Raw genomic sequence first — 22,295 nt, forward strand, 5'->3', positions numbered from 1 at the left:
GATGAAAGGCAAGGTCTTTACTGCCAGAGATCGGCCTTATGCCGATTCCCCCTAGGAGAAGCTACGAAATGAGCATAGTACGCACAGCGATACCCCTGGTACTGCTCACCAGTGTGTTGACTGGTTGTGCAGGTTTGCAAAAAACCGACTGGCCGAAGTGTGCTGCCGTCGGGGGTGTGAGCGGCGCCGCCCTGGGTGCCTTTGAAAGTTCCAGCTGGGCCGGCTGGGGCGCGTTGCTGGGCGGCGGCCTGGCTGCAGGCTACTGCTGGGCCCATGGCGATGGTGACGAGGACGGTGATGGCGTGCCGGACAGCCGTGACAAGTGCCCGGGTACACCGCGCGGCGTGCAGGTCGATGCCAATGGCTGCCCGCCGGAGCCTGCCCCCGTGGTCGAGGAAGTCGTCGTACAGAAGGAAGAAGTCATCGTCATCCGCGACGTACACTTCGAGTTCGACTCAGCCCGCCTGACCGCCGCCGACAAGGAGCGCCTGAACACTATCGCTACCCGGTTGAAGCAGGAGGCACCGAGCGCTCGCCTGAGCGTTACCGGCCATACCGACAGTGTGGGCTCCGACACCTATAACCAGAAACTGTCCGAGCGCCGCGCCCATTCGGTGACCGACTACCTGGTGGAAAGCGGGGTGCCGCGCGCCAGCTTTGTTTCGGTAGTAGGTGCCGGTGAAACCCAGCCGGTGGCTGACAATGCCACGGCCGATGGCCGTTCGATGAACCGTCGCACCGAGATCAAGATCCAGCGCTGACGGCCTGCGCCCGCGTCTTGAGAAGTGGCGCGGGCGTGTCTTTACTGCTGAAGGCCAGTTGCGGCCTGCCTTGCCCAACACCTCATCCAGCCAAGGCCAGGCAGCGGCTCTGGCGCGGACCCAGGCATGCAGGTACTGTTGGCTACGCGGCTCGCTTGTGCGGGCGCGTTGGCATAACAATAAAGAGACAGAAAGGGGCGGGGTATGAAGTTCATCCTGGGCCTGGGCAAGGTCCTGACGGTCATTTTCTGGGGTGTGGCGCTGTTCAACGTAATGATGCCGCAGCCACTGCCGTTCAATTTGCTGATCAATGCCACAGGCATTGCATTGTTGTGCCTGCACGTTCTTGAAGTGCTGTTTTTCAATGGCAGCCTGCGAGGGCGCAGCCACCGCTGGTTCGACCGGCTGCAAATTCTGCTGACCGGTATCTTCCATGTCATGTCCATTCCCCGTCCTCAGGAGGCGCCTCGCCGTGCGTAAATTGATATTGCTGGTGGCGATGGCCGCGCCTTTTGCCCAGGCGCAGAGCCTGGACGTTGCATCACACTCCATGCTCCGCCTGCCTAACAAGTCGGCCAGCGTGCACCTTGAGCATCTGCGCGTGGCCGACTCGGCAACGTTGCTGCTGCCGGCCACGTTGACCGAGCTGAAGATCGACCAGTTGGAGTTGGGGCGTGACGCGCGGATTGCCATTGCTCCGTCGGACGACGCGTTGCACATCGAAGCGCGCAGCGCACGGTTAGGCGAGGGCAGCGAAATCAGCGCGCCGGGCGCACCCGGCACCTACCAGCGAGCGGCCCGCTCCGGTCGTAGCCTGGACCTGCGGCTGCATGCTGTGGATGCCGAGCGCCTGGCAATCGACGCCCGTGGCGGTGCTGGTGCTCCGGGTTACGTCGGGCTCGATGGCGCCAACGGTCAGGCGGGCGGTTGCACCTGGGGCCGTGCCGGTCGCGGCGCCAATGGCGACGATGGTGGCAACGGGCACGATGGCGCACCGGGTGGGCGAATCCGCCTGAGCGTGCCACAGGACTTCCCTGAAGACCGTATTCTAGTGCGCCTGGACGGCGGCGTAGCCGGCAAACCTGGTGCTGCTGGCAAGCCGGGCAAGGGCGGCGCGAGCAAGGGTTGCCTGGTCTATCGCACCGATGCCGGGGCCAGTGGCCGTCCAGGGCAGCCTGGCCAACCTGGGCTGGCGGGGGCCGCGGGTGAGCTGATTCTGCAGCGGTTGTGAGTGCTTCAGCGGGCCCCTGTTTCGGCCAGGGGCCGCTACCGCCAGGGTTTACATCATCAAGCGCGAACTGGCCACCGCCACCACCGCGAGGCCCAGCAGCAGGTTGACCCCGACCATTCGGCGAATACGCCCCAGCACTGCTGCCCCCGCTGGCCAGTCCTCGGCCTGCACCGCCGCCTTGAGTTCCGGCAACAGCAGCGCCTGAATGCGCATGAACAGGGCAAACATGGCGATGCCGCCGCCGATCATCACCTGAACATACCTGGGTGCTGTCTCAAGGCCGCTGAAGCGCATGTGCAACATGCCGATACCACTTATCGCCAGAACGGCCACAGCCAGCCAGACCCATCCGAAGAAACGTCGGAAAACTTCCACCCACAGGCGTAGCCGTGCAGGCCCTTCAAGGGCTGCAACCATTGCCGGGCGCAGCACCAACCAGGCGAAGAACATCCCGCCTACCCATACCAGGGCGGCCAGAACGTGCAGTGTATAGGGCAGGGCAAAGGCAAGCATCCGGATCTCCATGCGGCACAAAGGTCAATAGCGGGGTATGATAGCCGCCCCATGCGAAACACTGAAAATATATCCAGCCCTTCGGGCGCCTGCAGACCATGATCAGCAACGAACTCAAAGCCACCATCCAGGGCGCCTACTCGCGTTTTCTCGAAGCCAAGAGCCTCAAACCGCGCTATGGCCAACGCCTGATGATCGCCGAAGTGGCCAAGGTGCTCGGCGACATCGCCTGCGACGACGAAGGCCGCCGTGCCGGCGAGCCTGCCGTCGTGGCGGTGGAAGCCGGTACCGGTACCGGCAAGACAGTCGCCTATAGCCTGGCTGCGATTCCGGCTGCCAAGGCCGCCGGCAAGCGCCTGGTGATCGCCACCGCCACCGTGGCCCTGCAGGAGCAGATCGTCTTCAAAGACCTGCCTGATCTCATGCGCAACAGCGGCCTTAACTTCAGCTTCGCCCTGGCCAAGGGGCGTGGCCGCTACCTGTGCCTGTCCAAGCTCGACATCCTGCTGCAGGAGGGCCATGCGCAGTCGGCCACCGCCCAGCTGTTCGAGGAGGAGGGCTTTCATATCGAGGTCGACGAGCGCAGCCAGAAGCTGTTCAACAGCATGATCGAGAAGCTCGCCGGCAATCGCTGGGACGGTGACCGCGATAGCTGGCCCGAGGCCCTGGAAGATCAGGACTGGGCACGCCTGACCACCGACCATAGCCAATGCACCGGCCGTCATTGCCCGAACTTCCAGCAGTGTGTGTTCTACAAGGCCCGCGAAGGCATGGGCAAGGTCGATGTGATCGTCACCAACCACGACATGGTCCTGGCCGACCTGGCCCTGGGCGGCGGCGCGGTGCTGCCCGACCCGCGCGACACCGTGTACGTGTTCGACGAAGGCCACCACCTCCCAGACAAGGCCATCGGCCACTTCGCCCACTATTCGCGCTTGCGCTCCACCGCCGAATGGCTGGAACAGACCGCCAAGAACCTGACCAAGCTGCTGGCCCAGCACCCCTTGCCGGGCGACCTCGGCAAACTGATCGAACAGGTGCCGGAGCTGGCGCGGGAAATTCGCACCCAGCAACAGTTCATGTTCACCTTGTGCGAGCAGGTGGCCGATTTCCGCCCCAGCGAAGACACCGAAGGCCGCGAGCGCCCCCGCTACCGTTTCGAAGGGGGCGTGGTCCCCGAGCAGATCCGCGAAGTCGGCATCGAGTTGAAAAAGGGCTTTGCACGCCTGAACGATCTGTTCACCCGCCTGGCCGACTTGCTCAAAGAGGGCATGGACGGAGAGGTCAACATCGGTATCGCCAGCCACCAGGCCGAAGAGTGGTACCCCTTGTTCGGCAGCTTGGTAACCCGGGCACAGGGCAACTGGGAACTGTGGACGGCGTTCACCGCCGAAGACCCGCAAGACAGCCCGCCCATGGCCCGCTGGCTGACCCTGGCCGAAAGCGGTGCGCTGTTCGATATCGAGGTCAATGCCAGCCCCATCCTCGCGGCCGAGATGCTGCGTCGCAGCCTGTGGAGCGTTGCCCACGGTGCGTTGGTCACGTCGGCAACACTGACGGCGCTGGGTAAATTCGATCGGTTCCGCATGCGCTCGGGCTTGCCCCGTGATGCTATAACCTGCGTGGTGCCCAGCCCATTCGTGCACGGCGATGCTGGCCTGTTGCGCGTGCCCGATCTCAACGCCGACCCCCGCGACGCTGCGGCGCATACCGCCGCGATCATCCGCGAGCTTCCCGGCATCGTTGAGGATGCCCGTGGCGCGCTGGTGCTGTTTTCCTCGCGCAAACAGATGCAGGAGGTGTTCGACGGCCTGGACCGCGACTGGCGCAAGCTGGTATTGATCCAAGGCAACCTGTCGAAGCAGGAAACCCTCAACAAACACAAGGCCCGGGTCGATGACGGCCAGCATAGCGTGCTGTTTGGCCTGGCCAGTTTTGCCGAGGGTGTCGACTTGCCTGGGGCCTATTGCGAGCATGTGGTCATCGCCAAGATTCCCTTCGCCGTGCCTGACGACCCGGTCGAGGCGGCGCTGGCCGAGTGGATCGAAGCCCGGGGCGGCAACCCGTTCATGGAAATTGCCGTGCCCGACGCCTCGCTGCGCCTGATTCAGGCCTGCGGTCGATTGCTGCGTACCGAGCAGGACCGCGGCGTCATCACCTTGCTCGATCGGCGCCTGGTCACCCAGCGCTACGGCAAGGCTATCCTCAATGCGCTGCCGCCGTTCCGGCGGGAGATTTCCTGACGGCCGGCGCATGATGCGCCGGCCCGTTGTCCAATACTCGGTCAAGGGCTCACGAGGGCCCCGAAGGAGAGCCCCAGCCCTATGATTCGCCGCACCTTGCCTGTGGTACTCACCCTGCTGTTCAGCACGCCGCTGCTGGCGGGGCAACAGACGCTGTTCAGCTTTGTGCGCCCGGCTTCAGTCGTCAATGTGGCGACCGAGGGCACGGGCATGCCGCAATACAATGCGGAGCAGACCACCGAAGGTGAAGTATTGAGGCGGGTCGTATTCAACCCGGTCGAGCGTCCGACCCTACGCCTCAGCCCGCAAACGGGTGTATGGGACTGGTCTGCCGGGCAGTTCCTCACGCTGCGCCTGCAAAGTGCCATGGACTGGGCGTTGACGGTCGATGTCACGGTATTGGGCAGCGATGGGCGCACCCTGACCAGTCGCATCGACCTGCCCGCAGGGCCTGCCCAGACCGTCATGGTGCCGCTGAAGGCCAGTTCGCCGTTGAGCCAAGGCATGCGCGCCGGCCCACCGATGCCCTGGGTGTATGAAGGGCAGCGCCTGCTGCTGACCAGTAGCGCCGGTGAGATCGACCTCAAGCAAGTGGTCTCGGTGAGCCTCAGCATTCCCAGCCCCAAGGTGGCGCAGAACCTGCTGATCGAAAAAGTCGCTGTCCAGGACGATGACCAGGCTTACCAGGCAGCCTACCGTGGCCTGATCGACGCCTACGGCCAGTCCACGCGGGGTCGTTGGCCGGAAAAGATCGTCAACGACGAGCAGCTCAAGGCCGCTGACACGCGCGAGCAGCAACAACTGAAGGGTTGGTTGGCCGAACAGCAGAAGCAGCAGCTGGACACCTATGGTGGCGTACTGGCAGGCCCTGCGTTCGAGGCCAAGGGTTTTTTCCGTACAGAGAAACGTGAGGGCCGTTGGTACCTGGTAACACCAGATGGCCACGCATTCTTTTCGCTGGGCGTCAATGCCGTAGCTGCCGATGGCGGGCGTACCTATGTGGAGGGCCGCGAGGGCATGTTTGCCACCCTGCCAGGGGAAGGGGATGCACTGGCGGCTTTCTATGGCAAAGGCAATAACGACGATGGCAATGCCTCGTCGCAAGGGCGTGGTTTCAAACAGGGGCGCTGGTTCGATTTCTATGCGGCGAATATCCAGCGCACGTACGGTAAGGCCTGCCCGGCGAGTACGCAGGAGCCGGATGCAGCACCCTGCCCGCCACTGGCGCTGGATGCCGCCCGTTGGCAGGCGCATACGCTTGATCGTCTGCAGGCCTGGGGGTTCAATACCCTAGGCAACTGGAGCGACCCTGCGTTGGCCCAGGCCAAGCGCCTGCCCTATACACTGCCGCTGTCGATCGTTGGCGACTACGCCAGCATCAGCACCGGGATGGACTGGTGGGGGCGGATGCCCGACCCGTTCGACCCGCGCTTTGCCATGGCCACCGAGCGCGCCGTGGCTATCGCCGCTCGTGACCACCGTGATGACCCCTGGCTGATTGGTTACTTCGCCGACAATGAACTAGCGTGGGCTGCCCCAGGTAACGACCCCCGGGCACGCTATGGCCTGGCCTATGGCACCCTGCGCCTGACCACCGATGTGCCGGCCAAGCGTGCGTTTCTCAAGCAACTGCGCGACAAGTACCGCAACCAGGAAGGCTTGTCCAAAGCCTGGGGTATCGACCTGCAGGCGTGGGAGTTGATGGAAGACCCAGGGTTCGAGGCACCGCTGCCCAGCCCGGAGCATCCCGAAATCGAGCGTGACTACCAGCATTTCCAGCAGGTGTTCGCGCAAACCTACTTCAAGACCATCTCCGATTCGCTGAAGTGGCATGCCCCCAACCACCTGCTGCTCGGCGGCCGCTATGCCGTCAGCACGCCGGAAGCGGTCAAGGCCTGCGCCGAGTTTTGCGATGTGCTGAGTTTCAATTTCTATACCCTCAAGCCTGAGGATGGTTACGACTTCGCCCGCCTGGCCGAACTGGACAAGCCGGTGCTGGTGTCTGAGTTCCAGTTCGGGTCCCGTGACCGTGGGCCGTTCTGGCCTGGGCCGCTGGAGGTGGCGCGCGAGGAAGACCGTGGGCCTGCTTATGGCAACTTCCTCAAGGCGGCGCTAGCGCAGCCCATGATTGTTGGCGCGCATTGGTTCCAGTACCTCGATCAGCCAGCCAGCGGGCGTTTGCTCGATGGTGAAAACGGGCACCTGGGGCTGGTGGCAATCACCGATGTGCCGTATCCAGGGTTTGTCGAGGCGGTGCGCAAGAGCAACCTCGCGGCCGTTGGTCAGTTGCGAAGCGAAGTCGAGAAAAAGGCACCCTGAATGCCGTGGGGCGCTGTGCGCCCCCTTTTCGCGATACGGCTGGGTACTCGCAGCGGTGACCATCCAGCCCTGCCCAGTAGGCAAAAGCGCCAAGTACTGAAACAATGCACGCCTTTGTCAGCAAGGTCGTACGGAGAACAGGCGGGTGCAGATTCAGGGTCACTATGAGCTGAAGTTCGAAGCAGTACGTGAAGCGTTCGCGGCACTGTTCGATGATCCCCAGGAGCGCGGTGCAGCGCTGTGCATCCAGGTCGGTGGAGAAACCGTGATTGACCTGTGGGCGGGTAGTGCCGACAAGGATGGCCAGCAGGCTTGGCACAGCGATACCATTGCCAACCTGTTTTCCTGCACCAAGACCTTCACAGCCGTCACTGCACTGCAGCTGGTGGGCGAGGGCAAGTTGGCCCTGGATGCCCCGGTGGCGCGCTATTGGCCCGAATTTGCCCAGGCAGGCAAAGAAACCGTCACCCTGCGCCAGTTGCTCAGCCACCGCGCCGGTTTACCGGCCATCCGCGAGCTACTCCCGGCACACGCCCTGTATGACTGGCAAACCATGGTCGATGCCTTGGCCGCCGAAACCCCTTGGTGGGTGCCCGGCACCGAACACGGCTATGCCGCAATTACTTATGGCTGGCTGATTGGCGAGTTGATCCGTCGCGCAGACGGCCGTGGCCCGGGTGAGTCGATCGTCGCCCGCACTGCGCGGCCACTGGCGCTGGACTTCCATGTCGGCCTGGCGGATGACGAGTTTCACCGCGTGGCACATATCGCCCGCGGCAAAGGCAACCCCGGTGATGCTGCGGCCCAGCGCTTGCTGCAGGTGACCCTGCGTGAGCCCGAGGCGCTGACGACCCGTGCGTTCACCAATCCGCCTGCGATCCTTACCAGCACCAACAAACCTGAATGGCGGCGCATGCAACAACCGGCCGCCAACGGCCACGGCAATGCCCGCAGTCTGGCTGGGTTCTACGCCGGACTGCTGGATGGCAGCCTGCTGGAGTCCGAACTGCTCGACGAGCTGACCCGCGAACATAGCCTCGGCCAGGACCGTACTTTGTTGACCCAGACTCGATTCGGGCTGGGCTGCATGCTCGACCAACCTGATGTGGCCAACGCCACCTTCGGCCTCGGCGCCCGCGCGTTTGGCCATCCTGGTGCGGGTGGTTCGGTCGGTTTCGCCGACCCTGAACACGATGTGGCCTTCGGTTTCGTGGTCAATACCCTCGGCCCTTACGTGCTCATGGATCCAAGAGCCCAGCAACTGGTGCGCGTTCTTGGCACGTGCCTTTGATCGGGTAACGCGGGTATTGCGCGCCCCCTTTGACTATCCTCAATGCCAACGCCTGAAGTGCGCGGGCAAAATTCCTTTCTATTTCATGGTGTATCGCTGATGTCTTCACATAAAACCTTAGCACTCGCCCTGTGCCTGACCGCTGTTACCGGCTGCGCCAGCCACTCCCAGGACGCTTCCAAGGGCGGTAGCAGTTGGTGGCCTTTCGGTTCGGACAAGGTTGCCGAGCAGGACGTGAAGCAAGCCGTTAATGAGAACGTCGCCAAGGCTGATGCCAAGTCGGAAAGCGCCAGCCGCTGGTGGTGGCCGTTTGGTGGTGACGATAAGCAGGCCAATGTGGCGGCGGTGCCGCAGATCGACCAGAAGGCGACCCAGGCCTGGCTGGACGCATACGAGCCTAAGCTGCGTGAAGCCATCAAGGACAGCAAGCTGGAGCTGGAGCGCCGCGACAACGTGCTGGCGGTAACCATCCCGGTCGATGGCTCGTATAACCCGGACCGGCCGAACATGCTGCTGCCCCTGAGCCTTGGCCCGATCACCCGCGTGGCCAAGACCGTCGAAGGTGACGCGAAGACTGCCGTGCTGGTCCTGGGCCATGCCGACAGCAGCGGTGCTGCTGCCGCCAACCAGAAACTCAGCCTGGAGCGCGCGGCTTCGGTGTCGGCCATCTTCCGCCTGAGTGGCCTGCAACGTGACCGCCTGACCCTCAAGGGCATGGGCTCGGTTATGCCACGGGCCGCCAACGACAGCGCCGAAGGCCGCGCGCTGAACCGTCGCGTGGAAATGCTGTTGACCCCACAGAACACCATGGTCGCCTTGCTCGCCAAATATCAGCAGGCCACCCCGGCTCCGACGCCGGCGTCGATGGTTGCCGTTCAGGATGCAAAAGCCCCGGCCGTCAAGGCTGCCCAGAGCAAGCCCGCCGCCAAGGCAGCTGCCAAGCCTGTGGCGAAGAAGGCGGCGGCCAAGCCAGCGGCCAAGACCACTGCCAAGAAAAAAGCGGCGCCGGCCAAGCCTGCAGCCAAAAAAGCTGCCACCGACAAGAACGTAGCTGCCAACACCCCTGCGAAGACCAACTGATCGTCAAGGAAACGCAGCCATGACCCAATCCCTGGCCGATATGCGCCGCGACTACACCCGTGATGGCCTGGCTGAAGCCCAGGCCCCGGGTGAGCCGTTCGCCTTGTTCCACCGGTGGTTTGCCGACGCGGTAAAGACCGAGCAGCCGCCTGTTGAGGCCAACGCCATGACCATCGCCACTGTGGACGGTGAGGGCCGCCCCCATTGCCGCGTGTTGCTGCTCAAGGGCCTCGATGAACGCGGTTTCACTTTCTTCACCAACTACGAAAGTGCCAAGGGCCAGCAGCTGCAGGCCAATCCTTTCGCCGCGATGACCTTCTTCTGGCCGGCGCTGGAGCGTCAGGTGCGGATCGAGGGACGGGTAGAGAAAGTAACGGCCAAGGAATCGGACGATTACTACCAGGTGCGCCCGCTAGGGAGCCGCCTGGGTGCCTGGGCTTCGCCGCAGAGCCGGGTGATAGCCGGTCGCGAAGAACTGGAAGGTCTGGTGAAGGCTACCGAGGCGCGGTTCTCTGACGTCCAGCCGCATTGCCCTGAGCATTGGGGCGGCTATCGTCTGCTGCCAGAGCGCATCGAGTTCTGGCAGGGGCGGGCCAGCCGGTTGCATGACCGTTTGAACTACCGCCTCGTCGACGGGCAATGGCTTCGTGAGCGCTTGGCCCCGTGAGCTGACGACTGCGATTAAGCAATCGGTGGCTATTCTTGGTCTGAGTTCAAGGCCCCCAGTACAGCCCGTGCAGGCTGTACCTGAGCTGAATGAAAATAATTTTGTTACGTCTGCGCCGTGACAGTCATCACTGCGCAGCGTCTAATGGATACCTGACTTATGGAGATTTTACCCATGCGTAAATCCGCTTTGCTGGTGGCGACATTTACCACCATGTCGCTGTTGCTGGGGGGCTGTGCCTCGAGCCTGACCGGTGACAGTTACTCCCGTGATGAGGCCCGTCGCGTGCAGACCGTACGTATGGGTACTATCGAATCCCTGCGTCCAGTCAAGATCGAAGGCACCAAAACCCCGATCGGCGGTGGTGCTGGTGCCATCGTGGGTGGTGTTGCCGGCAGCGCTGTCGGGGGCGGCCGTGGCAGCATCGTTGCCGCCGTGATCGGTGCCGTAGCCGGTGGCCTGGCGGGCTCTGCCGCCGAGGAAGGCCTGACCCGCACCCAAGGTGTGGAAATCACCGTGCGTGAAGACGATGGCAGCATGCGTGCTTATGTACAGGCTGTGCAGCAGAACGAAATCTTCCGCGTGGGTGAGCGCGTGCGCATCATGACCGTAGACGGTACCAGCCGCGTAACGCACTGATCGCACTGCTCCCAGATAAAACCCCGAACCGGTTGCGCCGGTTCGGGGTTTTATTTTGTCTGTACCTTGGCAAGCCTTACAGGCCGAGGATGTCCCGCGCGACCGCTTCGGCAATGCGAATGCCATCAACACCGGCCGAAAGAATGCCGCCCGCGTAACCTGCGCCTTCGCCGGCAGGGAACAGCCCCTTGAGGTTCAGGCTCTGGTAATCCGCACCCCGGGTGATGCGCAGCGGCGAGGACGTACGTGTCTCGATGCCGGTCAGCACCGCGTCGTGCAGGTTATAACCCTTGATCTGGCGGTCAAATGCCGGCAACGCTTCACGGATCGCTTCGATGGCGAAGTCCGGCAGGCTCGGCGCCAGGTCGCCCAAGGTCACCCCCGGTTTGTACGACGGCTCGACGCTACCCAGGGCCGTGGAAGGTTTGCCAGCCACGAAATCGCCCACCAGTTGCGCCGGTGCCTGGTAGTTGCTGCCCCCCATCACATAGGCGTGGGCCTCCAGGCGCTCCTGCAATTCGATGCCGGCCAGGGGGCCACCCGGGTAGTCACGCTCGGGGTCGATGCCGACAACGATGCCGGAGTTGGCATTGCGCTCGTTCCGTGAATACTGGCTCATGCCGTTGGTGACGACGCGGCCCGGCTCGCTGGTGGCGGCCACGACAGTTCCGCCGGGGCACATGCAGAAGCTGTACACCGAGCGGCCATTCTTGGCGTGATAGACCAGCTTGTAGTCGGCGGCGCCCAGTTTCGGATGGCCGGCATACTTGCCCAGGCGCGCCTTGTCGATCAGCGTTTGTGGATGTTCGATACGGAAGCCGATGGAGAAGGGTTTGGCTTCCATGAACACGCCCTTGGCATGGAGCATGCGGAAAGTGTCGCGTGCGCTGTGGCCCAGGGCCAGGACCACATGCCGCGATTGCAGCTGTTCTCCGCTCTCGAGCACGACGCCAGTGAGCTGGTCGTTGTCGACCAGCAGGTCGGTGACTTTTTCCTGGAAGCGCACTTCGCCGCCCAGGGCGATGATGTCCTGGCGCATCTGCTCGACCATACCGGTCAGGCGGAAGGTACCGATATGCGGTTTGTTGATGTAGAGGATTTCGTCTGGCGCCCCGGCCTTGACGAATTCTTCCAGCACCTTGCGGCCATGGTGCTGCGGGTCCTTGATCTGGCTGTACAGCTTGCCGTCCGAGAAGGTGCCTGCGCCGCCTTCACCGAACTGCACGTTGGACTCGGGGTTGAGCACGCTCTTGCGCCACAGCCCCCAGGTGTCCTTGGTACGCTGGCGCACTTCCTTGCCACGCTCGAGGATGATCGGCTTGAAGCCCATCTGTGCCAGCAACAGGCCGGCGAAGATGCCACAAGGGCCGAAGCCGACCACGATCGGGCGCTGCTGCAAGTTGGCCGGGGCATGCCCGACGAATTTGTAGCTGACATCGGGGGCGACGCTGATGTTGCGATCGTCAGCGAACTTGGCGAGCAACTCGGCTTCGTTGCTGGCCTCCAGGTCGATGGTGTAGATGAACAGCAGCTCGCTGTTCTTCTTGCGCGCATCGTAGCTGCGCTTGAACAGGTTGAAGCTGAGCAGTTGCTCATCGCTGATGCCCAGGCGCTGAACAATGGCCTCGCGCAGCGCTTCGTCGGGGTGGTCCAGGGGCAGCTTCAGTTCGGTGATTCGTAGCATGGCAGGGTCCAGTATCCCGGCCATGGGCGGCCGGCGGCTTTACACAAACCGCCAAGTATAAGCGTTTCGCCGCCCCGACTGGCAGGATAAAAGTGCCCGGCGATCAGTTGTCCCGCGCGCCGCCATAGTAGCCGCAGCCTTGCAGGGTCTGGCCATCGATGCGCAGTTCGGCGCGCAAGTGACGCACGGCGCCCGTGGCACCGTCGACACAACGCTGTGGCGCGACCCACAGTTCCACGTGCTCGCCGTTCGCTTCGCTGGACAGGGTCAGGCCGCCGCCGGGCACTTCCTCTTCGAGGAAGGGCAGTGGCAACGGCTCTTTGCCGACACGGTTGAGCACCATGCCTTTGCCGCTGGCCTTGATGTCCCACTCCGGCTCATGGCCGCTGGCGCGCAGGGTCAGCTGTTTGAAGTTGGGGTCGTCGCAAGCGCGGGTGGACGGCTCCAGGCGGTACAGGCGGCGGACCTCGAGCTGGCCATCGTTGTTGGCCTGCTTGCTGCCGGTGAGGCGGCCGCGCACGTCGGCGAAGAGCTTGTCGTTGGCGTTATGGGCCAGGTTCGCCGCTTCCTGCAGGATACCGGTACCGGCGACGTCGTTGATCACGAAGCGACGAGCCTCGCCGCAGGGCTTGAACAGCAACTGGCCGCCGCCGGCGCTCAGTTCACCCTGCATGCGCGAGGTACCGATGTTCGGGTCGCTTGGCTGGTCGGCCAGCATTTGGCAGCCGGCGAACAGGGGTAGCAGGGCAGTGAGCAGCAGGGAAGGGGTGAGGCGCATGGGGCGGGGCTCCGGGATGCTTGCATGAAGTGCAGGCCACGGTACGCATGCCGGGCGGCGATCACAAGAGGGCCGGCACCGGCAGTGCGCTTGCCTTGGGCAGAAAAAAGGGCCCGAAGGCCCTTTTTCAGTCAACCACCCAGGTATGCGTCACGCACCTTCGGATCGGTCAGCAAGGCCTCACCCGTTCCCTGCATCACTACCCGTCCATTTTCCAGCACGTAGGCACGGTCGGCGATCTTCAGCGCCTGGTTAGCGTTTTGCTCAACCAGGAACACGGTCACACCATCGCGCCGCAGCTGTTCGATGATATCGAAGATCTGCTGGATGATGATCGGCGCCAGGCCCAGCGAGGGCTCGTCGAGCAACAGTAGCTTGGGCTTGCTCATCAGCGCCCGGCCGATGGCCAGCATCTGCTGCTCGCCGCCGGACATGGTGCCCCCGCGCTGGTTGTAGCGCTCCTTGAGCCGCGGGAACAACTGCAGCACCTTGTCCAGCTGCGCCTGATAGTCGCCTTTGTCGGTGAAGAAACCACCCATGGCGAGGTTTTCCTCGACCGTCAGGCGAGCGAATACGCGGCGGCCTTCCGGCACCACGGCAATGCTCTTGCGCATGATGTGCGAAGAAGGCTGGCCCACCAGTTCCTCGCCCAGGTACTTGATGCTGCCGCTGTGCGCCTGGGGTGAGCCGCACAAGGTCATCAGCAAGGTGGACTTGCCGGCACCGTTGGCGCCGATCAGGGTGACGATCTCGCCCTGGTTGATCTCCACATTGACGCTGTGCAGTGCCTGGATCTTGCCGTAGAAGGTGGAAACGTTCTCGAACTTCAGCATTTACGCTTCCCCCAGGTAGGCTTTGATCACGTCAGGGTTGTCGCGGATTTCCTCCGGTGTGCCGTGCGCCAGTGGCGTGCCCTGGTTGATCACCACGATATGGTCGGAAATGCTCATCACCAGCTTCATGTCGTGCTCGATCAGCAGCACGGTGACGTTGTGCGACTCGCGCAGGTAGGCGATCAATGCCTTGAGGTCTTCGGTTTCCTTCGGGTTCAGGCCCGCTGCCGGTTCGTCGAGCATGATGATCCGGGGTTGGGTCATCATGCAGCGCGCGATCTCCAGGCGGCGTTGCTGGCCGTAGGCGAGGGTGCCGGCGGTACGGTTGGCGAACTCGGTCAGGTTGACCTTTTCCAGCCAGTACTGCGCGCGCTCCATGGCCTCCTTCTCGCTGCGGCGAAAGCTCGGGGTCTTGAACAGGCCGGCGAAGAAGTTGGTGTTGAGGTGGCGGTGCTGTGCGATCAGCAGATTTTCCAGCGCGGTCATTTCCTTGAACAGGCGCACGTTCTGGAAGGTCCGCACCACACCCTTGCGGGCGATCTGGTGGCCGGCCAGGCCCTGGATCGGCTGGCCATCGAGCAGAATGGTGCCGCCGCTTGGCCTGTAGAAGCCGGTCAGGCAGTTGAACACGGTGGTCTTGCCAGCGCCGTTGGGGCCGATCAGCGCCACCACCTGTTTTTCCTTGACGGTCAGGGCCACGCCGTTGACCGCCAACAAGCCGCCGAAGCGCATGCTCAGGCCGCTGACTTGCAGAATTTCGCGGCTCATCGACGCAGCTCCATGTGTGGACGTTGCATAGGCAGCAGCCCCTGCGGACGCCAGATCATCATCAACACCATCAGCGCACCGAACATCAGCATTCGGTACTCGCTGAACTCACGCATCAGTTCCGGCAGCAGGATCATCACGATGGCCGCGAGAATCACGCCCAGTTGTGAGCCCATGCCGCCGAGCACAACGATGGCGAGGATGATCGCCGATTCGATGAACGTGAACGACTCCGGCGTTACCAGGCCTTGGCGCGCGGCGAAGAAGCTGCCGGCGAAACCGGCGAAGCAGGCGCCGAGGGTGAAGGCCGAGAGCTTGATCACAGTGGGGTTCAGGCCCAATGCACGGCAGGCAATCTCGTCTTCGCGCAAGGCTTCCCAGGCACGGCCAATCGGCATGCGCAGCAGGCGATTGATGACGAACAGCGCCAGCAAGGCCAGCAGCAGGGCGACCAGGTAGAGGAAGATGACCTTGTTGATCGAGTTGTATTCCAGCCCGAAGAACTCATGGAAGGTCTGCATCCCCTCGGCGGCGCGGCGCTCGAAGGTCAGGCCGAAGAACTCCGGCTTGGGGATGTTGCTGATGCCGTTGGGGCCGCCGGTCCAGTCGGTAAGGTTACGCAGGAACAGGCGGATGATCTCGCCAAAACCCAGGGTCACGATCGCCAGGTAGTCGCCCCGCAGGCGCAGCACCGGGAAGCCGAGCAGAAAGCCGAAGGTGGCGGCCATCAGGCCGGCAATCGGCAGGCAGACCCAGAAGCTCCAGCCCAGGTAATGGGACAGCATCGCATAGCTGTAGGCGCCGACGGCATAGAAACCGACATAACCCAGGTCGAGCAGGCCCGCCAGGCCGACCACGATGTTCAGGCCCAGGCCCAGCAACACGTAGATCAGAATCAGCGTGGCGATGTCCACCGCACCGCGCGAGCCGAAGAACGGCCAGACCAGTGCTACCAGGATCAGCCCGATGATGATCCAGCGTTGTGTACGGGGCAGGGTCAGGTAATTGCTCACCGCCGGCGGGATCAGCTTGCGATCCGAGCGGCGGCCCATCACCGAGCTCCACTGTTTGTCGAACAACACGCGCAGGAACATCAGCACCGAGCACACGGCGATGACGCTGATGGTGAACGAGCCCTGGCTGTGGACCGACAGGCTGATGCCGTCGATGCTCAGCTTCAGGCCCAGTACCGGGAAGGCCACGGCCCACACCAGCAAGGCGCTGAAAAACGCCTGTTTGAGATTTCTGTTCATACTTTTTCAACCTCCGGGCGGCCCAGAATGCCGGTCGGCCGGAATAGCAGGACAAGAACCAACAGACCGAACGCCACCACGTCCTTGTACTGGTCACCGAAGATGTCGGCGCCAAAGGCTTCGGCCACGCCCAGCACCAGCCCGCCGAGCATCGCGCCCGGGATGCTGCCGATGCCGCCCAGCACGGCTGCGGTGAATGCCTTGAGGCCCACCAGGAAACCGGCGTTGGGGTTGATCACCCCGTACTGCATGCTCAGCAGTACGGCTGCCACCGCCGCCAGTGCGGCGCCGATGACGAAGGTCAGGGCGATGATGTTGTTGGTGTTGATGCCCAGCAGGTTGGCCATCTTGATGTCCTCGGCGCAGGCGCGGCAGGCGCGGCCCAGGCGGGAACGGGAGATGAACAGGGTGAGCAGGGTCATGGCCACCAGGGTGACCACGAACACCAGGATCTGCATGTAGGAAATCAGGACCTCTTCAGCACCACCCGGGCCGAAGGAGAAGCTCCCAGGGATCAGGTTGGGGATGGATTTGTCCTTGGAGTCCTGTGCCAGCAAGACAGTGTTCTGCAGGAAGATCGACATGCCGATGGCGGAAATCAGCGGGATCAGACGGTTACTGTTACGCAGGGGGCGGTAAGCGACCCGTTCGATACTGTAGCCATAGGCACTGGTGACGAAGATCGTCGCGACGAAGGCGACCGTCATCAGGATCGGCAGCGAATGGATACCCATCATGGCCAGGCCCGCCAGGGCGATGAAGGCCACGTAGGAACCGATCATGTACACCTCGCCGTGGGCGAAGTTGATCATGCCAATGATGCCGTACACCATCGTGTAGCCGATGGCGATCAAGGCATAGGTGCTGCCGATGGTCAATCCATTAACCAGTTGTTGGAAGAAATGGTAGATCTCAGGCATTACAGCGCTCCTAAAAACCTGATGTGCATTTCGCTGGCGGGGGTAGGCCAGGAAACCGCGAGTGACGGTTTTAAGATTTTCAGGTGAACCGGCCCCCGGATCGCGGGAATCAGGTCCATGAACCTCGTAAAACAAAGCCCACTGCTCGCACAGTGGGCTTCTACGGTCAGCTATTTAGTCACGCAGTTACTGAGGGGAGACTTCAGTCTTCGGTTTGCCGAAGTGCCATTCGTAGACAACGAACTTGAAGTCTTTCAGGTCGCCCTTCTCGTCGTACGACAGCTCGCCGGTCGGGGTCTTGAAGGAGGGGCCGGCGTGGATGGCTTCGGCGACTTTGGTAGGGTCTTCGGACTTGGCAGCCTTGATACCTTGGGCGATCAGCTCGACAGCCGAGTAGGCCGGGAATACGAACGGACCGCTTGGGTCTTTGCCGTCAGCCTTGATGGCGTCGACGATGGCCTTGTTCTCCGGGTCAGCGTCGAACGACTTTGGCAGGGTAACCAGCAGGCCTTCGGAAGCGCCTTGGGCGATCTGCGAAATGGAGTCGTTACCCACGCCTTCTGGGCCCATGAACTTGGCTTTCAGGCCCTTTTCCTGAGCTTGGCGCAGGATCAGGCCGAGCTCTGGGTGGTAGCCACCGTAGTAGACGAAGTCGACGTTGTTCTGCTTGAGCTTCTGGATGATCGAGGAGAAGTCCTTGTCACCCGCGTTCAAGCCTTCGAAGACGGCGACCTTGGTGCCTTTTTTCTCCAGGGTCTGCTTGACCGCAGTGGCAATGCCTTCACCGTACTGCTGCTTGTCGTGCAATACCGCGACGACCTTTGGCTTGACGTGATCGGCGATGTAGTTGCCGGCAGCCGGGCCCTGGGCGCTGTCCAGGCCAATGGTGCGGAAGATCAGCTTGTAGCCACGCGCGGTGATTTCCGGGCTGGTGGCGGCGGGGGTGATCATGATCACGCCTTCGTCTTCGTAGATATCCGACGCAGGCTGGGTGGAGCTGGAGCACAGGTGGCCGATGACGTACTTCACGCCGTCGTTCACCACCTTGTTGGCGACCGCCACGGCCTGTTTAGGGTCGCACGCGTCGTCGTATTCCTTGGCTTCAAGCATTTTGCCATCGACGCCGCCCTTGGCGTTGATGTCCTTGATGGCCTGTTTGGCGCCGATGAACTGCATGTCGCCGTACTGGGTCACAGGGCCCGTTTTAGGACCGGCGATGCCGATCTTGATGGTATCGGCGGCAAACGAATGGCTGGCTACCCCGGCCAGAACCATTGCGGCGAACAGCTTGGAAATCTTGATCATAGTGCTCCACTCATTCTGTTGTAATTCTTATAGACCTGGCGGCCAGGGCTACAGACCGGGCGGGATTTGCGGTATGGCCACGCCATACTGCATGCCCACCTTCCCCCGGAACATGTCCCGGAACTGTACCGGTACAGTGTAGAGCGCTGTTCGAGCGCTTGAAAAGCGGGCGAAAAGCGCCTATTTCAGGGGTTGTCGCATGATCGACACAAAGATACAGAAAAGCGCCATCAATTAGCCTGTATCTGCGTCCCCACCCCACACGTTCTGGGCCAATCGACCAAATTACATATTTGAAACCGGGTTTTTCTGCAAAAATGCCGGCCATTTTCATTGGCCGATTTATGCGGGTAAAAACCCATGACTGATCAAACAAGCACCCTCTATGCCAAATTGCTCGGCGAGACGGCAATTATCGAGTGGAAGGCGTTGGAGCGCTTCTGGGCCAAGGGTGACCTGATTTGGGTCGATCCAGCCCTCGACCTGATCGCCGTAGCCGAGGCAATGGCCGAGAATCGCAGTGAAATCTTCGCTAAGTGGCGCAGTGATGGCACTGTTGGACCGGTCACCGCTGAGCAAGCGTTAGACCTGCAAAGCCGCGATCCAGAGATCTGGGCGGTGGTGGTTTCGCCGTTTATCGTGATTCAAAGTAGAAGCGCGCAGTAAGCTTGCGCTGTTCTGGTGCGTAAAAATGCACAGTTGTCTCGTTTTGGTGCTTGAAGGCGTTCACGCACAGTGGCGTCGGGTAACAATTTGGCGTGGCGGTAACAGTTTACGGAATGCGTAATGGGGGCTGCCGTGCAGCCCAGATAAATATCGATTTGTCTGGAGTGGTTGATGAGCTCAGAACTACCTTCGCTTGGATTCGCCGGCATCGGCCTGATGGGCTTGCCGATGTGCCGCCGCCTGATGGCGGCGGGTTACCCACTGACCGTGTGGAACCGCAGCCCGGAAAAGTGTGCCGAGCTGGTCGCTGCTGGCGCGCGGCTGGCCGCGAACCCTGCTCAGTTGTGCCAAGGCAGCGACATGGTGCTGTTATGCCTGGCGGATACGTCAGTGGTTCGCGAGGTGGTGTTCGGTGAGCAGGGTATCGCCCAGGGTGGGCACAGCGGGCAACTGTTGATCGACCTCTCCAGCCTGGAACCCACCGCGACCAGGGAAATGGCGGCCGAGCTGGCGGCGCTGTGTGGCATGGCCTGGCTGGATGCTCCGGTGTCCGGCGGTACGCCAGGGGCTGAGGCCGGTACCCTGGCGATCATGGTCGGCGGCGAGGCAGTGGACCTTCAGCGCGCGCGCCCTGTGTTGCTGACCCTCGGCCAGCGGGTGACGCACATGGGCGGCGTGGGGGCAGGGCAGGTGACCAAGGCTTGCAACCAGATGATCGTGGCGTGCAATGCTTTGGTCATTGCCGAAGTGGTGGCCCTGGCCGAGCAGTCTGGGGTCGATGCCACATTGCTCGCCGAAGCCTTGGCCGGCGGGTTTGCCGACTCGAAACCGTTGCAGATCCTGGCGCCGCAGATGGCCGAAAGCCGCTTCGAGCCGATCAAGTGGCATGTGCGCACGTTGCTCAAGGACCTGGACGGTGCGGTGAAATTCTCCCGCGAGCAGGGTTCGGCGACCCCGCTCAGTGGTCTCGCCGCACAATTGATGCGCCTGCACGGTAGCCAGGGCTATCTGCAAAAAGATCCGGCGACCCTGGTAACGCTGTATCGCAACAAGCGCTAAGGGCTTTTTCCTGCCGGTCGAGCCGGTCCAGGACCGGCCGCAGCTCCGCCAGCGGCACCGGACGGCCGAGCAGGTAGCCCTGAAGATAGTCGCAACCATTGGCTGCGAGGAACTCGTACTGCTCGACCGTTTCGACCCCTTCGCTGACCACCTGCAGGTGCAGGGTGTGGGCCATCGCGATGATTGCCTGGACGATCTCACGGTCCTTGAGGCTGGCTGGCACGTCGAGCAGGAAGCTGCGGTCGACCTTGAGGACGTCCAGGGGCAAGCGCTTGAGGTAGGCGAGGGACGAGTAGCCGGTGCCGAAATCATCGATCGACAGGCTGACACCCTGGCCACGAATGCGCTTGAGCAGGGCAACAGTACGCTGAACGTCCCCCATCAAGGCATTCTCAGTGATCTCCAGTTCCAGGTGCCGAGGCGCCAGGCCGGCGTGGAATAACGCCATTTCCACTTCGTTGGGCAGCCCTTCATGGCCCAGCGTCACCGCGGAGCAGTTGACGGTGAGCTTGAGATTGGCGAAACCGTGGCGGTGCAATTGCGCCAGGTCTTCGCAGGCATGGCGCAGCACCCACAAGTCCAGGTCGATGATCAGGCCATTGGCTTCGGCAATGCCAATGAACCGTTCAGGGCTCAGCAGGCCATGCTGTGGGTGCTGCCAGCGTACCAGCGCTTCGAGCTTGGCCACCTGGCCATTGTGCAGGTCGAATATCGGCTGGTAATGCACACGCAGGCCGCGCTCTTCCAGCAGCGCGATGCGCAGTTCTTCTTCGAGCTGCAGTTCGAGGGTGGCCCGGCTTTTCAGGCTGCTGTTGAAAAAATGCAGGCTATTGCGACCACTGCCCTTGGATTGGTAAAGCGCCAGGTCTGCGTGTTTGAGCAATTCTTCTGCGGTCAGCCCGTCGTCGGGGTAAATACTGATGCCGATGCTGGTGGTCATGACCATGCGCCGCCCCCCAAGGTCAATGGGGTCCTTCATCCGCTGCATGATGCGTTGGGCCAGATGACGCGCCTCGTCGGGGCCGTTGAGGCTGGTGACTACGCAGAACTCGTCGCCGCCGAACCGCGCCACCAGGTCGTGGCTGCGGGTGGCGGCTTTGATATGGCTGGCGATCACCTTGAGCATCTGGTCCCCTGCATCGTGGCCGAGGCTGTCGTTGATGCGTTTGAAATGATCGATGTCGAGGAACATCACTGCCAGGCGATTTTCGCTGGGGTCCTGTTCTGCCAGGCGTTCGGCGAACACCTGGTTGAAGCCTCGGCGGTTGACCAGGCTGGTCAAGGCGTCGTAATGCGCCGCCTGCTGCAGCGAGGCGCGCGCCTGGTCCAACTGGCTGAGCAGCATGCTGACGCGGCGCAGGTCGTGTTCCTTGCTCTGCAGCTTCTTGTCGGAAAGGGCAGCGCTGATGCTGCTGCCGCTGATCAGCAGGGTGATGAACGCCACGGTCAGGCCCAGTTGCAGGCTGTTGTCAGCCGATGGCAGGCTCAGGGCGGTGTCGGCCGGGATCACCAGGCTCATTGCTGCCATGGCGGTGAAGTGCGTCGCGACGATGCCGCTGGCCATCAGCAGGCTTGCGCCATACTTCATGGCCTGGTGCAACGTGCCGCTGCCGTTTCGAAAGTACCGCGCCAGCAACAAGGCAGCGAGGCTGGTGAGCAGGGCGATGGCCGCGCTGGCCAGCAACATGCCGGTTTGATAGTACTGCTGCGCGCCGGTCTGCAGGGCGGCCATGCCGACAAAATGCATGAGGATGATGCCCAGGCCAATCAGCAAGGCGCTTTGCAGGTAGTGGCGCGGGTGCATCTGGGGGCGGTCGAGGCTGGTCATCGCCAGCCAGGCCACAATCAGTGCGATCAGCAGCGAAAGGCCGGTGAGCGAGACGTCATAGTGAATCTCCACCGGGGCCTGGAACGCCAGCATGCTGATGAAGTGCATGGCCCATATGCCGCCAGCCAGGCAGCAGGCCCCCAGTATGCGCCATTGCCGCTGCGCCGCCGGCTGCTCACTGTGCGATTGGCGTTCAGCCATGTCGAGGGTGGCGAAGCAGGCTGCGCTGGCTACGGCGAAGGCGATCAGGATCAGCAGAGGTTCATGGCGGCAGTCGGTGACTATCCGTCCGGTGACCGGCAGTTCGGCGAACAGTTGCAATCCCAGCCATTCCATTGCTTGTCTCTGCGTCGAGTGGGCACCCAAGGCAGTATAGGAAGAGGTGTTTAACCCTTCCTGAATAATGGCGCTTTGATTGCAATGATTTGGTTATGGTGTTGATAGCGGCGGGGCATAA

Annotated in this window: 20 protein-coding genes; 11 read left to right on the forward strand and 9 right to left on the reverse strand. The window is 62.4% G+C overall.

What is annotated here, in order from left to right; all coding sequences use genetic code 11:
- Window positions 1-68: 68 nt before the first annotated feature.
- The 3 genes from APH34_RS01905 (at window position 69) to APH34_RS01915 (ending at window position 1,992) form a co-directional block, all read left to right on the forward strand.
- Window positions 69-761: an OmpA family protein gene (locus APH34_RS01905; protein WP_054899471.1), complete on the forward strand. Its 693-nt coding sequence runs from the start codon at window positions 69-71 to the stop codon at window positions 759-761.
- 204 nt (window positions 762-965) lie between these two features.
- Window positions 966-1,241 (forward strand): DUF1145 domain-containing protein, encoded by a 276-nt coding sequence (locus APH34_RS01910; RefSeq protein ID WP_054899472.1) that lies wholly within the window; start codon window positions 966-968, stop codon window positions 1,239-1,241.
- Window positions 1,234-1,992 (forward strand): hypothetical protein, encoded by a 759-nt coding sequence (locus APH34_RS01915; protein ID WP_054899473.1) that lies wholly within the window; start codon window positions 1,234-1,236, stop codon window positions 1,990-1,992. The genes APH34_RS01910 and APH34_RS01915 overlap by 8 nt, the downstream gene beginning before the upstream one ends.
- A 48-nt stretch (window positions 1,993-2,040) precedes the next feature.
- Here the strand turns inward: APH34_RS01915 and APH34_RS01920 are convergent, their stop codons facing one another.
- Window positions 2,041-2,505, reverse strand: coding sequence for a CopD family protein (locus APH34_RS01920; RefSeq protein WP_054899474.1), 465 nt, complete (start codon window positions 2,503-2,505; stop codon window positions 2,041-2,043).
- Window positions 2,506-2,603: 98 nt separating this feature from the next.
- Between APH34_RS01920 and dinG the strand changes: the two genes are divergently transcribed.
- The 6 genes from dinG (at window position 2,604) to APH34_RS01950 (ending at window position 10,744) form a co-directional block, all read left to right on the forward strand.
- Window positions 2,604-4,748 carry an ATP-dependent DNA helicase DinG gene (gene dinG / locus APH34_RS01925; RefSeq protein WP_054899475.1) on the forward strand — a complete coding sequence of 715 codons (2,145 nt, stop codon included), beginning with the start codon at window positions 2,604-2,606 and terminating at the stop codon, window positions 4,746-4,748.
- Between the two features lie 81 nt (window positions 4,749-4,829).
- Entirely contained in the window at window positions 4,830-7,067 is a 2,238-nt protein-coding gene (locus APH34_RS01930) for a beta-galactosidase (RefSeq protein WP_054899476.1), read from the forward strand.
- A gap of 145 nt (window positions 7,068-7,212) precedes the next feature.
- Window positions 7,213-8,358: a serine hydrolase domain-containing protein gene (locus APH34_RS01935; RefSeq protein WP_054899477.1), complete on the forward strand. Its 1,146-nt coding sequence runs from the start codon at window positions 7,213-7,215 to the stop codon at window positions 8,356-8,358.
- A 99-nt stretch (window positions 8,359-8,457) separates the two neighbouring features.
- Window positions 8,458-9,438 (forward strand): OmpA family protein, encoded by a 981-nt coding sequence (locus APH34_RS01940; RefSeq protein WP_054899478.1) that lies wholly within the window; start codon window positions 8,458-8,460, stop codon window positions 9,436-9,438.
- A 19-nt stretch (window positions 9,439-9,457) separates the two neighbouring features.
- Window positions 9,458-10,105: a pyridoxamine 5'-phosphate oxidase gene (gene pdxH / locus APH34_RS01945; RefSeq protein ID WP_054899479.1), complete on the forward strand. Its 648-nt coding sequence runs from the start codon at window positions 9,458-9,460 to the stop codon at window positions 10,103-10,105.
- 174 nt (window positions 10,106-10,279) lie between these two features.
- Window positions 10,280-10,744: a glycine zipper 2TM domain-containing protein gene (locus tag APH34_RS01950; RefSeq protein ID WP_054899480.1), complete on the forward strand. Its 465-nt coding sequence runs from the start codon at window positions 10,280-10,282 to the stop codon at window positions 10,742-10,744.
- 76 nt (window positions 10,745-10,820) lie between these two features.
- Here APH34_RS01950 and APH34_RS01955 read toward each other — a convergent pair whose 3' ends face one another.
- The 7 genes from APH34_RS01955 to APH34_RS01985 form a co-directional block, all read right to left on the reverse strand.
- Window positions 10,821-12,428, reverse strand: a complete 1,608-nt coding sequence (locus tag APH34_RS01955) for an NAD(P)/FAD-dependent oxidoreductase (RefSeq protein ID WP_054899481.1) — start codon at window positions 12,426-12,428, stop codon at window positions 10,821-10,823.
- Window positions 12,429-12,531: 103 nt separating this feature from the next.
- Complete coding sequence (locus tag APH34_RS01960; protein ID WP_054899482.1) at window positions 12,532-13,206, reverse strand: COG3650 family protein; 675 nt, start codon at window positions 13,204-13,206, stop codon at window positions 12,532-12,534.
- A 131-nt stretch (window positions 13,207-13,337) separates the two neighbouring features.
- Window positions 13,338-14,039, reverse strand: a complete 702-nt coding sequence (locus APH34_RS01965) for an ABC transporter ATP-binding protein (RefSeq protein ID WP_054899483.1) — start codon at window positions 14,037-14,039, stop codon at window positions 13,338-13,340.
- Window positions 14,040-14,807 carry a high-affinity branched-chain amino acid ABC transporter ATP-binding protein LivG gene (gene livG, locus APH34_RS01970; RefSeq protein ID WP_054899484.1) on the reverse strand — a complete coding sequence of 256 codons (768 nt, stop codon included), beginning with the start codon at window positions 14,805-14,807 and terminating at the stop codon, window positions 14,040-14,042. It abuts the gene before it with no gap.
- Window positions 14,804-16,060: a high-affinity branched-chain amino acid ABC transporter permease LivM gene (locus APH34_RS01975; RefSeq protein WP_054899485.1), complete on the reverse strand. Its 1,257-nt coding sequence runs from the start codon at window positions 16,058-16,060 to the stop codon at window positions 14,804-14,806. Before APH34_RS01975 ends, livG begins: the two co-directional genes overlap by 4 nt.
- A complete protein-coding gene (gene livH / locus APH34_RS01980) occupies window positions 16,057-16,980 on the reverse strand; it encodes a high-affinity branched-chain amino acid ABC transporter permease LivH (RefSeq protein ID WP_054899486.1) in 924 nt (307 codons plus the stop codon). The genes APH34_RS01975 and livH overlap by 4 nt, the downstream gene beginning before the upstream one ends.
- A 186-nt stretch (window positions 16,981-17,166) precedes the next feature.
- Window positions 17,167-18,285, reverse strand: coding sequence for a branched-chain amino acid ABC transporter substrate-binding protein (locus APH34_RS01985; RefSeq protein WP_054899487.1), 1,119 nt, complete (start codon window positions 18,283-18,285; stop codon window positions 17,167-17,169).
- Window positions 18,286-18,645: 360 nt separating this feature from the next.
- On the opposite strand from APH34_RS01985, the gene APH34_RS01990 reads away from it, so the two are divergent.
- Together APH34_RS01990 and APH34_RS01995 are read left to right on the forward strand one after the other, a co-directional pair.
- Window positions 18,646-18,951, forward strand: coding sequence for a DUF2288 domain-containing protein (locus tag APH34_RS01990; RefSeq protein ID WP_054899488.1), 306 nt, complete (start codon window positions 18,646-18,648; stop codon window positions 18,949-18,951).
- Window positions 18,952-19,122: 171 nt separating this feature from the next.
- Window positions 19,123-20,010: an NAD(P)-dependent oxidoreductase gene (locus APH34_RS01995; RefSeq protein ID WP_054899489.1), complete on the forward strand. Its 888-nt coding sequence runs from the start codon at window positions 19,123-19,125 to the stop codon at window positions 20,008-20,010.
- Here APH34_RS01995 and APH34_RS02000 read toward each other — a convergent pair.
- Complete coding sequence (locus APH34_RS02000; RefSeq protein WP_054899490.1) at window positions 19,910-22,174, reverse strand: bifunctional diguanylate cyclase/phosphodiesterase; 2,265 nt, start codon at window positions 22,172-22,174, stop codon at window positions 19,910-19,912. The genes APH34_RS01995 and APH34_RS02000 overlap by 101 nt on opposite strands.
- Window positions 22,175-22,295: the final 121 nt, after the last annotated feature.

This window comes from Pseudomonas sp. NBRC 111131, from assembly GCF_001320525.1.
Classification (GTDB): domain Bacteria; phylum Pseudomonadota; class Gammaproteobacteria; order Pseudomonadales; family Pseudomonadaceae; genus Aquipseudomonas; species Aquipseudomonas ceruminis.

Coding starts and splice junctions, on each gene's coding strand:
- APH34_RS01905 (WP_054899471.1), top strand. CDS start 69: ATGAGCATAGTACGCACAGCGATACCCCTGGTACTGCTCACCAGTGTG.
- APH34_RS01910 (WP_054899472.1), top strand. CDS start 966: ATGAAGTTCATCCTGGGCCTGGGCAAGGTCCTGACGGTCATTTTCTGG.
- APH34_RS01920 (WP_054899474.1), bottom strand. CDS start 2,505: ATGCTTGCCTTTGCCCTGCCCTATACACTGCACGTTCTGGCCGCCCTG.
- dinG (WP_054899475.1), top strand. CDS start 2,604: ATGATCAGCAACGAACTCAAAGCCACCATCCAGGGCGCCTACTCGCGT.
- APH34_RS01930 (WP_054899476.1), top strand. CDS start 4,830: ATGATTCGCCGCACCTTGCCTGTGGTACTCACCCTGCTGTTCAGCACG.
- APH34_RS01940 (WP_054899478.1), top strand. CDS start 8,458: ATGTCTTCACATAAAACCTTAGCACTCGCCCTGTGCCTGACCGCTGTT.
- pdxH (WP_054899479.1), top strand. CDS start 9,458: ATGACCCAATCCCTGGCCGATATGCGCCGCGACTACACCCGTGATGGC.
- APH34_RS01950 (WP_054899480.1), top strand. CDS start 10,280: ATGCGTAAATCCGCTTTGCTGGTGGCGACATTTACCACCATGTCGCTG.
- APH34_RS01955 (WP_054899481.1), bottom strand. CDS start 12,428: ATGCTACGAATCACCGAACTGAAGCTGCCCCTGGACCACCCCGACGAA.
- APH34_RS01960 (WP_054899482.1), bottom strand. CDS start 13,206: ATGCGCCTCACCCCTTCCCTGCTGCTCACTGCCCTGCTACCCCTGTTC.
- APH34_RS01965 (WP_054899483.1), bottom strand. CDS start 14,039: ATGCTGAAGTTCGAGAACGTTTCCACCTTCTACGGCAAGATCCAGGCA.
- livG (WP_054899484.1), bottom strand. CDS start 14,807: ATGAGCCGCGAAATTCTGCAAGTCAGCGGCCTGAGCATGCGCTTCGGC.
- APH34_RS01975 (WP_054899485.1), bottom strand. CDS start 16,060: ATGAACAGAAATCTCAAACAGGCGTTTTTCAGCGCCTTGCTGGTGTGG.
- livH (WP_054899486.1), bottom strand. CDS start 16,980: ATGCCTGAGATCTACCATTTCTTCCAACAACTGGTTAATGGATTGACC.
- APH34_RS01985 (WP_054899487.1), bottom strand. CDS start 18,285: ATGATCAAGATTTCCAAGCTGTTCGCCGCAATGGTTCTGGCCGGGGTA.
- APH34_RS01990 (WP_054899488.1), top strand. CDS start 18,646: ATGACTGATCAAACAAGCACCCTCTATGCCAAATTGCTCGGCGAGACG.
- APH34_RS01995 (WP_054899489.1), top strand. CDS start 19,123: ATGAGCTCAGAACTACCTTCGCTTGGATTCGCCGGCATCGGCCTGATG.
- APH34_RS02000 (WP_054899490.1), bottom strand. CDS start 22,174: ATGGAATGGCTGGGATTGCAACTGTTCGCCGAACTGCCGGTCACCGGA.